Here is a 10,848-nt window from a genome sequence, read left to right on the forward strand (position 1 = left end):
NCACTCCGGTCTCCTCATAGATGATCCGGGCTACGGTCATGCTGTTTTCGCGGTTGAAGCCCCGGCGCAGCACGCCGTCGGCCCGTGCCGCGATGGCCAGCGCCTTGGCGGAGAACAGGCTGGACTGCCGCTCGATCACGGCGCGGCGGTCGATCAGGATGCCCATGAACAGCGCCGCACCCAGTGAATTGGCGATCAGCTCCGGCACCGCGATCAGCTTCACGATCTCCAGCGTCTGGTCGAACGGCTTCGCCACCGCGAGGTCGATCAGCAGTTCGATCAGCACCCCGACGAAGGTCAGGGCGCCGGCCTTGATCGGGTCGAACAGCGCGCGGGCCTTGCCCTTGCGGATCAGGTGGCGGTGCATCAGCCCGCCGAGCATCCCCTGCACCACGATGTCGAGTCCGGCGGCGAGCGCGAAGGCCCCGCCCAGGGAATAGCGGTGCAGCCCGCCGGTGATGCCGACCGCAAGCCCGACCAGGGGACCGCCCAGCAGACCGCCCAGCACGGCGCCGATCGCCGGCGTGTTGGCAATGGCATGGACCACCGGCATGCCGAGGATGGTCCCCATGATGCAGAACAGCGAGAAGATGACGTAGCAGGCCAGCTTGNTAGGTCAAGGCTCCCCGCACCCGCGCGTCCGGGCCATCCCGTCCGGGCAAGTGAGCGACTGGATGTGCTGGATTGAGGCGCAAGATGTGAACCATCGCCGGCCGAAAGGCCAGTGCGAAGCGGCGGGAAGGCCGCGGGGAGAGTGTCGCAGCCACGATAGGCGCCTCCGCTCGCCCCTGGCCGCCTCCGCTCATTTTTCCATTCCGCCGCTCATTTCGCTATTCCACCGCTCCTGAGTTCGGTCGGGAATTGCCGGCGGAGTGTTGCTAGGCTTTCTCCAGGTCAACAGAGCGCAGCCTTTCCGTGATGGCCTGAACATCCACGAATGAAGGCATGCTGGAGGAATAAAAATGGTCAGCATCTCAACGGAATCCACAAGGCTTGGCAATCCTCCTCTGCCGTGGACCAAGCATGACACCATGTGGATGCTTGGGCTTTTCGGAACAGCTATTGGCGCAGGCACGCTTTTTCTCCCCATCAATGCCGGTCTCGGCGGCTTCTGGCCGCTGGCGGTGATGGCGGTCATCGCCTTTCCGATGACCTATCTGGCCCACCGGGGCCTGTGCCGCTTCATCCTGTCCTCCTCCAAACCGGGCAGCGACATCACCGAGGTGGTGACCGAGCATTTCGGCGCCACCGCGGGCAAGCTCATCACCCTGCTGTACTTCTTCACCATCCTGCCGATCCTGCTGATCTACGGCGTCGGCCTGACCAACACGGTCCAGAGCTTCATGGTGCATCAGCTGGGCATGGTTCCGCCGCCGCGCATCCTGCTGTCGCTGGGCCTGATCCTCGGGCTGATGGGCGTCATCAAGCTGGGCGAGCAGATGGTCGTCCGGGTCATGAGCTGGCTCGTCTATCCCTTCGTGCTGGTCCTGATGGGCATCGGCCTCTATCTCGCCCCCGACTGGAACGGCGCGATCCTCGATCAGGTCCCGACCGCCGGCCAGTTCAGCCTGACCCTGTGGCTCAGCATCCCGGCCCTGGTCTTCTCCTTCAACCACTCCCCGGCCATCTCGCGCTTCGTCGTCGCCCAGCAGAACCAGTATGGCGAAGAGGCTGAAGCGCAGAGCACCCGCATCGAGAAATATGCGGTCGTCATGATGGTCCTGGTCGTCATGTTCTTCGTCTTCAGCTGCGTCTTCAGCCTCAGCCCGCAGGAACTGGCCGATGCCAAGGCCCAGAACATCTCGATCCTGTCCTATCTCGGCAACAAGTTCGACAACCCGCTGATGGCCTTCCTGACCCCGGCCGTGGCGTTCGTGGCGATCACCAAGTCCTTCTTCGGCCACTATCTCGGCGCCCGTGAAGGCCTGAACGGCCTGATCTCCCAGCAGCTTCGCAGCCAGGGCAAGGCCGTCAACCTCAAGGCGATCAACAGCTTCAGCGCCCTGTTCATGGTCGCCGCCGTCTGGATCGCCGCCACGCTCAACCCCAGCATCCTGGGCATGATCGAATCCCTCTGCGGTCCCATCATCGCCGCCCTGCTCTTCATCATGCCGATGTACGCGATCCGCAAGGTGCCGGCCATGCGCAAATACGCCGGCCAGCCGGGCAACGTGGTGGTGATCTTCATCGGCAGCGTCGCAATGTCCGCCATCCTCTACTCCCTGCTCAGCCTCTGACACATACCGCTTCCCCTTCGGGTGGCGCCCCGTCCCAAAGCGGCGGGCCGCCGCCCGAAGCGGCGAAGAGAAGAACCGGCACAGGAAGGAAGCACGCCATGATCAGCATGTTCGACCTCTACAAGGTCGGTATCGGCCCCTCCAGTTCGCACACGGTGGGACCGATGAGGGCAGCCAAGCAGTTCGTGGATGCCCTGCGTTCCTGCGGCGGGTTCGATGCCACGACCCGCGTCGCGGTCGACGTCTACGGGTCTCTGGCGCTGACCGGCAAGGGCCACCACACCGACGTCGCCCTCATGCTCGGCCTCGCCGGCAACCTGCCGGACACCGTCGTCATCGACACCATCCCCGCCTTCCTGCAGCAGGTGCGCAATTCGCACAGCCTGCCGCTGGGTCAGGAGGGCAAGCCGATCGACTTCCCGCCGGCCGCCATCACCTTCCACCGGTCGAACCTGCCCCGGCACGAGAACGGCATGACGATCCAGGCCTTCGACGGCGACCGGCTGCTGCTGGGCAAGACCTATTACTCCATCGGCGGCGGCTTCGTCGTCGAGGACGAGAATTTCGGCAGGCAGAGCGGCGAGGAGGTGGAGCTTCCCTACGCCTACGCCTCCGCCGCCGAGCTGCTGGACCATTGCCGGAAGACCGGCCTGTCCTTCTCCGGCCTGATCCTGCAGAACGAACTGCGCCTGCACAGCCACCAGGAGATCAAGGACTATTTCGCCAACATCTGGCAGACGATGCGCGCCTGCATGGACCGCGGCATGACGACCGAGGGGGTGCTGCCCGGACCGATGCGGGTTCCCCGCCGGGCCGCCATCCTGCGCCGCCAGCTGGCCTCGTCGGAAGCGCTGTCGCGCGACCCGATGAACGTCGTCGACTGGGTCAACATGTTCGCCTTCGCGGTGAACGAGGAGAATGCGGCCGGCGGCCGCGTCGTCACCGCACCGACCAACGGCGCCTGCGGCATCGTTCCCGCCGTGCTCGCCTACTACCACAATTTCATCAAGCCTCTGGACGAGGACGCCTGCGTCCGCTTCTTCCTGGCCTCGGCCGCCATCGGCGCGCTCTACAAGCGGAACGCCTCCATCTCCGGCGCCGAGGTCGGCTGCCAGGGCGAGGTCGGCGTCGCCTGCTCGATGGCCGCCGGCGGCCTCGCCGACCTGATGGGCGGCAGCCCCGAACAGGTGTGCATCGCCGCCGAGATCGCGATGGAGCACAATCTCGGCCTGACCTGCGACCCGGTCGGCGGGCAGGTGCAGATCCCCTGCATCGAACGCAACGCCATGGGCGCCATGAAGGCGATCAACGCGACGCGCATGGCCCTGCACCGCACCAGCGAGCCGCTGGTCTCGCTCGACAAGGTCATCGAGACGATGTTCGAAACCGGCAAGGACATGGATCCGAAATACCGCGAAACCTCCTGCGGCGGTCTGGCGGTCAAGGTGGTGGCACAGGCCTCCGCGCAGACACAGGACGCCGACGGCGTCAACTGGGCGGCCTGACGCCGCGCGCCTCCTCGGATCATGGCCTCTTCTGCACAGGGCGCCCGCGTCACCCGACGCGGGCGCCCTGCCGCATGAGGGTCACAGGCGACGCGTTGGGCGGCCACAGCAGCGCGGACTCCACCCCCAACCATCGGCAAAGGACCGGCCAGGTGCCGGCATGTGCGACGATCAGGGGCGGGCGGCCGTCGGCGGGGACAGGCAGGCCGTCGAGCGCCGCGGTGACGCGGGCGCCGAATGCGGACAGGCTTTCCCCGTTCGGCACCTCCTCGCGCAACAGGTCGGCGGGGATGGCCCCGCCCTCCAGATCGCCCCAGCGGCGCTCCTCCAGACCGGCGACCGGGACGATCGGAACCGCCAGGGCCTCGGCCAGGACGGCCGCCGTCTCCAGCGCCCGACGCTGCGGGCTGCTGTAGACGACCGGAACCGTCTGCCGCCCGGCGACCAGAGCCGCGGCGGCCTCGCGCGCCTGTTCACGGCCCCGTTCGGTCAGCGACACGTCGCGCGAACCGGCCAGCCAGCCGCCGAGGTTGCTCTCCGTCTCGCCATGGCGGCAGAAGATCACCGCGTTCAGCATGACAGACGCTTCGCCAGATCGGCGAACCCGTCGAGGACGCCGTCATGCGGCAGGCCGTCGAGCGGGACGCGGGCATAGCCGTAGGGCACCACCAGCACCCGCGCCACCCCGGCCGCGCGGGATGCCGCCACGTCATGCTCGTTGTCGCCGACGAAGACGGTCTCCGCCGGCGTGACCTCCAGCCGCTCCAGCAGCCCCAGCACCGGCTCCGGCGACGGCTTGCGGGTCGGGTAGCTGTCGCCGCCGACCACCGCGGCGAAGCGGCCGGCGATGCCCAGATCGTCGAGCAGCCGCAGGGTGGCCGCCATCGGCTTGTTGGTGCAGACGCCGAGCCGCAGCCCGGCCTCCGCCAGCCGGCCCAGCGTTTCGGCGACGCCGGGGTAGAGCGTGCTGTGGGCGCTGGGGTCGGCCTCGTAGATCGCCAGGAAGCGCTTGATGCAGCGGGCGGTCTCGTCCGCAGCCGGAACCCCGCCGGTGGCGGCCAGCACCCGCTCGACCAGCTTGGGCGCCCCGTCGCCGACGAAGGAGCGCACCGCCGCCAGATCGACCGGCGGGCGCCCCAGCTCGGCCAGCAGGGCGTTGGAGGCATGCATCAGGTCGGCCACGCTGTCCACCAGCGTGCCGTCGAGGTCGAAGGCGACGGCGCGGATGGCGGGGCGGTTCACGGTATCGGTCACGATTGCGGCACCTTACTGGCGGAGGAAGCGGGCCTTGTCGGCCGCGAGGTCGAGGATGATCGGGGCATCCGGGGGGAGCAGAGCATCGCCCGCCTGATGCGGCGCGTCCACCTGAACCAGCTGCCCGCCGACATCCACCGCATAGCGGATCGACGCGCCGAGGAACTCGCGGTGGCGGACGGTGCCGGTCAGCCGGGCATGTCCGGGCGCCGGCGCCTGACCGTCGGCGCGGATGGCGAGGTTCTGCGGCCGGAACATCAGCTTGCCCCCGGCCCCGGTCTCAACGCCCGCCGCCGGCAGCGCCACCGGGGTGAAGCCGGCGCCGACGAAGGCGCGGCCCCCGGCCCCGTCGTCCCGCACGGCGCCGTCCAGCACGTTGGCGGTGCCGAGGAAGCCGGCGACGAACAGGTTGGCCGGATGGTCGTAGAGATCCTGCGGGGTGCCGACCTGCTGCACCCGCCCGTCCTCCATCACCGCGATGCGGTCGCAGATGGTGTTGGCCTCCTCCTGGTCGTGGGTGACGAAGATGGTGGTCAGGCCGAGCTTGCGTTGCAGGCTCAGCAGCTCCTGGCGCATCTGCACGCGCAGCTTGGCGTCGAGGTTCGACAAAGGCTCGTCGAGCAGCAGGATCTTCGGCTCGATCACCACGGTGCGCGCCAGCGCCACGCGCTGCTGCTGGCCGCCCGACAGCTGCGAGGGGCGGCGGTCGGCCAGATGTTTCAGCCCGACCAGCTCCAGCGCGGCGTCCACCCGCCGTTCGATCTCGGCGCGGGGGACGCGGCGCTCCTCCAGCCCGAAGGCGACGTTGCGGCGCACGGTCATGTGCGGCCAGAGCGCGTAGCTCTGGAACACCATGCCGACATCGCGCCGGTGCGGCGGCAGGCCGGAGATGTCGCGCCCGCCGATGCGCACCTCGCCGCGCTGGGCGGTGTTGAAGCCGGCGATCAGCCGCAGAAGCGTGGTCTTGCCGCAGCCGGACGGGCCGAGGAAGGCGAAGAACTCGCCCGGCTTGATCGCGAGGTTCACGTCCTTCAGCACATGGTTGCTGCCGTAGGACAGGTTGACGCCCGCGATGTCGACGCCGACGCTCTGGATTTGCGCGGCGAGCGCGGCCGGGGAAAACCGTTGGTCGGAAAACTGGTGGTTCATGACGATGGTTTCCCTCACTGGTCCTGGCCGCGGTCGCGGCGGCCGCGCTCGATGACGACGTGCGACAGGTAGGTGCCGAGCCCGACGATGATGACGGCGAAGATGCCCAGCGCCGCCCCCGGACCGCGCCCGGCCGCCGACTGCATGTAGACGTAGAGGCCGTAGGCCAGCGGCGCGTCGCTCTGCGAATGCACCAGCATGATGGTGGCCGACAGCTCGACCGCCGCGGTGGCGAAGCTGGTGACGAAGCCGGCGAGGATGCCGCCGGACATCAGCGGCACGACGATGCGCCCGACCGTGCGCAGCTTGGTGGCGCCGAGATTCTCGGCCGCCTCCTCCAGCGAGGAGCTGACCTGCTGCAAGGCGGCGGTGCAGGCGCGCAGCGCGTAGGGCAGGCGGCGGATCGCCAGCGCGAAGACCAGGATCAGCCAGAAGTTGGACAGCGGCTGGCCGGTGAAGGGCATCGGCACGCCGTAGAAGCTGCGCAGATAGCCGATGCCCAGCACGACGCCAGGCACCGCCAGCGCCGCCATCGCGATGTAGTCCAGCCATTGCCGGCCCGGCAGCTTGGTGCGCAGGACCAGATAGGCGATGGCGGTGCCGATCACCACGTCGAGCAGTGCCGCCAGCGAGGCGTAGAGCAGCGTGTTGGTGATGTACTGCCCGCTCTCGGAGAAGACGGTGTGGTAGTGCTTCAGCGTGAAGGCGTCGGGCAGCGGGCTGAAGGACCAGATCGTGGCGAAGGACAGCAGGCCAAGCCCGACATGCGGCGCCAGCACCAGCACCAGGATCAGCAGCACGATGCCATAGGCCGCCACCATCTCCAGCGGCTTCAGGCGCCGCTTGGCGAGACCGCCGCCGCCGCGCTGCACCGTGGCGTAGTCCTTGCCGCGCATCGCCAGCGCCGACACCCAGAGCGCCAGCAGCGAGCAGGCGATCAGCACGACGGAGATGACGTAGCCCATCGGATCGGCGATGCCGATGGAGGAGATGCGCAGATAGGCCTGCGGCGCCAGCATGTCGTTGACGTTCAGCAGCAGCGGCGTGCCGAGATCGTCGAACACCTTGATGAAGACCAGCGAGGCGCCGGCGACATAGCCCGGCATCGCCAGCGGGAAGACGATGCGGCGGAACAGGCGGAAGCCGTGGCAGCCGAGATTCTGCGCCGATTCCTCCATCGCCCGGTCGATGTTCTTCAGGCTGGCCGACAGGTTGATCAGGATGAAGGGGAAATAATGGATGCTCTGGACGAAGATGACGCCGTTCAGCCCCTCCATGAAGGGGATCGAAAAGCCGAAATGGTCGCGCAGCAGCAGGTTGACCGAGCCGTTGCGCCCGAACAGCAGCTGCATCGCCACCGCGCCGATGAAGGGCGGCATGATCAGCGGAATGATGCCCAGGCTCTGGATCAGCACCGAGCCGCGGAACTCGAAGCGCGTGGTCAGGTAGGCCAGCGGCAGCGCCAGCAGGCTCGCCACCACCACCGACATCGCCGAGACGTAGAAGGAGTTCCCGAACGACCGCATGAACAGGTCGTTCTGGAAGAAGTCGGCGAAGTTCACCAGGGTGAAGGCGCCGGTCGTCTTGTCCTGGAAGGCGACGAAGATGACCTGGACGACCGGAACGACCAGGAACAGCAGCAGGAATGCGGCGATCAGCAGCGCGGCCAGCGCCGGCCCCGGCCGCACGCGCGCGATGCGGTCGCGCGTGAGCGCAAGTGAGGTCATGGAAAGGCCCGTGAACTGGGGAGGAGGGAGGGGACGCGACCGGCGCGTCCCCCATGCACGGCGTGCCGACGCGTCAGCGCAACGGCATCAGCGCGCCAGGGCAGCCGCCTCGTCGGCCTTCTTGCGGGCGCTGGCGTAGTTCTCCTTGGCGAAGGCGGCCCACTTCTGCTCGACCTGCGCCTGACGCTCCGGCACCGCGTCCTTGGCCGACTTGCGCTCCACCGTGAAGGCGCCGGCCAGCTGCGGGTCGGCGGCCTGCTCCGCCGTCACCGGCATGGCGGCGACGAGGTCGCGCGCCTCGGCCAGCAGCGCCTTGGCCTTGTCGTTCGGCTTCTTGGCGAGTGCGGCCTCGGCCTTGTGGATGGCCTGGGTCGCCGCCTTGAGGTCGTCGAGCTGGAAGGTGACGAGCTGGTCGAACAGCGCGTCGACCACATTGTAGCGGGCCTGCGAGACGTTCACGTCGAAGTTGACCTGCGAGCCCAGCGACTTGTCCTTGAACGGGTTGGGATAGCCGGCGGGGGCCTTCTCGTAGGTGACCGGGTTGACCGGCAGGCGGCGGATCGCCGGTTCCAGCAGAACCTCCTGCCCCTTGGGCGACAGCAGGAAATCGACGAAGCCCTCGGCGGCGGCCTTGTTGGGGGCGTTCTTCACGACGGCGACATTGGCCGGGACGATGGTGGTGACGGTGGGATATGCGAACTCGACCGGGAAGCCCGAGGCCTGCGACGACAGGGCGAAGAAGTCGATGACGATGCCGACGCCGAAGGCGCCGGAATTCACCCCGTCCGGCACGCCGAAGCTGCGCTCGGTGATGGTGCGGTAGTTGCCGGCCATCTCCTTGTTGGTGCGCCAGCCCTTTTCCCAGCCCTCGCCCTGGAGGATCGTCTCGATGGTCAGGTGCGTCGTGCCGGAGCGCGACGGGGCGGAGATCGCGACATGGTCGTAATAGGCCGGCTTGGTCAGGTCGGCCCATTCCTTGGGGATCGGCAGGCCGTTGGCTTTCATGTAGCGGCTGTTCCACATGATGCCGTAACCGGATGCGGCGAAGCCGGCATACATCCCCTCGGGATCGTTGACCGGATAGGCGCCGACCTTCTCGGGAATGCCTTCCACCTTGGGCTTGTAGGGCTGGAGCAGGCCGGCGCCCTTCAGCACCTCGAAGGCGTCGGGGGCCGACGCCCAGAACAGGTCAACGCCGTTGTTGGACGCCGTTTCCTGAAGATACTTCACGCCCGCGTTGGTGTTGCGGTTCAGGATCTCGACCGTGACCTTGGGGTTGGCCTTCTGGTAGGCCTGCTGGAAAGCGGTCGTCATGTCCTTCGGGAAGGAGGTGACGATGACCAGCTTGCCGCTGGCATCCTGTGCGAAGGCGGCGGTGCCGGACAGCAGCAGGACGGCCAGGGCGGCGGCGGCGTTGCGCAGGGTGCGTGCGACGGTGCGCGAGGTGCGGAGCATGGGTGTTGTCCCTCCCTTGATGTCTTATGCTCGCCCTATCAGCAATCGGCGTGCCAGACAGTCAGCCCTTGCACGCTCTGGCTTTGCACGGCATCGATGGGTCAGGACGGGAACATCGCCCGGCTTTCCTGGGTAATGCGGGGAACATCCACGGCCCCCCGTTTTTCACTCCTCCGCGAAATCGTCCCGGCTCAGCCCGTGGTGGCGCATCTTCAGGTACAGCGTCTTGCGGGTGATCCCCAGCCGCTCCGCCGTCTCGCCGACCCGGCCGCCGCAGCGGGCCAGCGCGTCCTCGATCAGCTGCTTCTCGACGCGGTCGAGCCGGTCGGCCAGCGGCTCGATCTCCGCCGATCCCGTCATGCCGGCAGCAGCAGCCGTAACGCCGACGGGAGCCAGCCCGTCGCCCAGCCCGAGCGCCACCCGCTCGGCGACGTTGCGCAGCTCGCGGACATTGCCGGGCCAGCCATGGGCGGCCAGCCGCGCCAGCAGGACGGGGTCGAGCGGCGGCGGCGTCCGGCGCGACCGCGCCAGGGCCGCGTCGAGGAAATGGCGGAACAGCAGCGCCACGTCGCCGCGCCGCTCGCGCAAGGGCGGCAGCGGCACGGTGACGACGTTCAGCCGGTAATAGAGATCCTCGCGGAATTTCCCCTCCGCCGCCAGCCGCAGCAGATCCACCTTGGTCGCCGCCACCACCCGCAGATCCAGCGGGATCGTCCGGTTGCCGCCGATCCGCTCGATGGCCCGCTCCTGCAACACCCGCAGCAGCTTGACCTGGAGATGCATCGGCATGCTCTCGATCTCGTCGAGGAACAGGGTGCCGCCCGCCGCATATTCCAGCTTGCCGATGCGCCGCCCCTGCGCCCCGGTGAAGGCGCCCGGCTCGTGGCCGAACAGCTCGCTCTCGATGATGGTGTCGGGCATGGCGCCGCAGTTCAGCGCCACGAAATTGCCGGCGCGCCGCCGGCCGCCCTCATGCAGGCTGCGCGCGACCAGCTCCTTCCCCGTCCCGGTCTCGCCGAACAGCAGCACGTCGACCTCGGCGTCGGCGAGGTTCGCCACGGCGGCCCGCAGATGCTCGATGGCCGGCGACCGTCCGATGATCCGCCCTTCCGAACCGCCTTCGGCCAGCTGCGCCCGCAGGCGGCGGTTCTCCAGGACCAGCCTGCGATGGGCAAGGGCGCGCCGCACCACCTCGACCAGATGGTCGGGCTCGGCCGGCTTCTCGATGAAGTCGTAGGCGCCTTCGCGGACCGCCCGCATCGCCATGGCGATGTCGCCATGCCCGGTGACCAGCACCACCGGCACCTCCGCGTCCGCCGCGCGCACCCGCTCCAGCAGGGCGAAGCCGTCCATCCCCGGCATGCGCACGTCGGTCACCACCACGCCGGGCCAGGAGGCGCCGAGCCGGGCCAGCCCGGCCTCCGGCTCCGTCACCGCCTCGACCGCGAAGCCCTCCAGCTCCAGCGTCTGGCGGCTGGAATCGAGCACTTCCGAATCGTCGTCGATCAGCAGGACGGTCAT

The 10,848-nt window shown here is 68.3% G+C and carries 8 protein-coding genes and 1 pseudogene; 2 read left to right on the top strand and 7 right to left on the bottom strand.

What is annotated here, in order from left to right; genetic code table 11:
* Nucleotide 1: 1 nt before the first annotated feature.
* Nucleotides 2-571, bottom strand: a pseudogene (locus A6A40_RS31445) (LytS/YhcK type 5TM receptor domain-containing protein); the annotation flags it as partial.
* A 391-nt stretch (nucleotides 572-962) separates the two neighbouring features.
* On the opposite strand from A6A40_RS31445, the gene A6A40_RS16815 reads away from it, so the two are divergent.
* Complete coding sequence (locus tag A6A40_RS16815; RefSeq protein ID WP_108547044.1) at nucleotides 963-2,237, top strand: serine/threonine transporter; 1,275 nt, start codon at nucleotides 963-965, stop codon at nucleotides 2,235-2,237.
* A gap of 98 nt (nucleotides 2,238-2,335) precedes the next feature.
* The gene (locus A6A40_RS16820; protein ID WP_108547045.1) at nucleotides 2,336-3,742 is read left to right on the top strand and encodes an L-serine ammonia-lyase; all 1,407 of its coding nucleotides are present in this window, start codon (nucleotides 2,336-2,338) and stop codon (nucleotides 3,740-3,742) included.
* 49 nt (nucleotides 3,743-3,791) lie between these two features.
* Here A6A40_RS16820 and A6A40_RS16825 read toward each other — a convergent pair whose 3' ends face one another.
* From A6A40_RS16825 to A6A40_RS16850, 6 genes are all read right to left on the bottom strand, one after another.
* On the bottom strand, nucleotides 3,792-4,319 hold the full coding sequence (locus A6A40_RS16825; RefSeq protein ID WP_108547046.1) for a histidine phosphatase family protein: 528 nt from the start codon (nucleotides 4,317-4,319) through the stop codon (nucleotides 3,792-3,794).
* Nucleotides 4,313-4,996: a phosphoglycolate phosphatase gene (gene gph, locus A6A40_RS16830; RefSeq protein WP_108547047.1), complete on the bottom strand. Its 684-nt coding sequence runs from the start codon at nucleotides 4,994-4,996 to the stop codon at nucleotides 4,313-4,315. Before gph ends, A6A40_RS16825 begins: the two co-directional genes overlap by 7 nt.
* A gap of 12 nt (nucleotides 4,997-5,008) precedes the next feature.
* Nucleotides 5,009-6,145, bottom strand: coding sequence for an ABC transporter ATP-binding protein (locus A6A40_RS16835; protein ID WP_108547048.1), 1,137 nt, complete (start codon nucleotides 6,143-6,145; stop codon nucleotides 5,009-5,011).
* 14 nt (nucleotides 6,146-6,159) lie between these two features.
* Entirely contained in the window at nucleotides 6,160-7,872 is a 1,713-nt protein-coding gene (locus tag A6A40_RS16840; protein ID WP_108547049.1) for an ABC transporter permease, read from the bottom strand.
* A gap of 87 nt (nucleotides 7,873-7,959) precedes the next feature.
* The gene (locus A6A40_RS16845) at nucleotides 7,960-9,327 is read right to left on the bottom strand and encodes an extracellular solute-binding protein (RefSeq protein ID WP_108547050.1); all 1,368 of its coding nucleotides are present in this window, start codon (nucleotides 9,325-9,327) and stop codon (nucleotides 7,960-7,962) included.
* Nucleotides 9,328-9,492: 165 nt separating this feature from the next.
* The gene (locus A6A40_RS16850) at nucleotides 9,493-10,848 is read right to left on the bottom strand and encodes a sigma-54-dependent transcriptional regulator (protein WP_108547051.1); all 1,356 of its coding nucleotides are present in this window, start codon (nucleotides 10,846-10,848) and stop codon (nucleotides 9,493-9,495) included.

Source organism: Azospirillum humicireducens, from assembly GCF_001639105.2.
Lineage (GTDB): Bacteria > Pseudomonadota > Alphaproteobacteria > Azospirillales > Azospirillaceae > Azospirillum > Azospirillum humicireducens.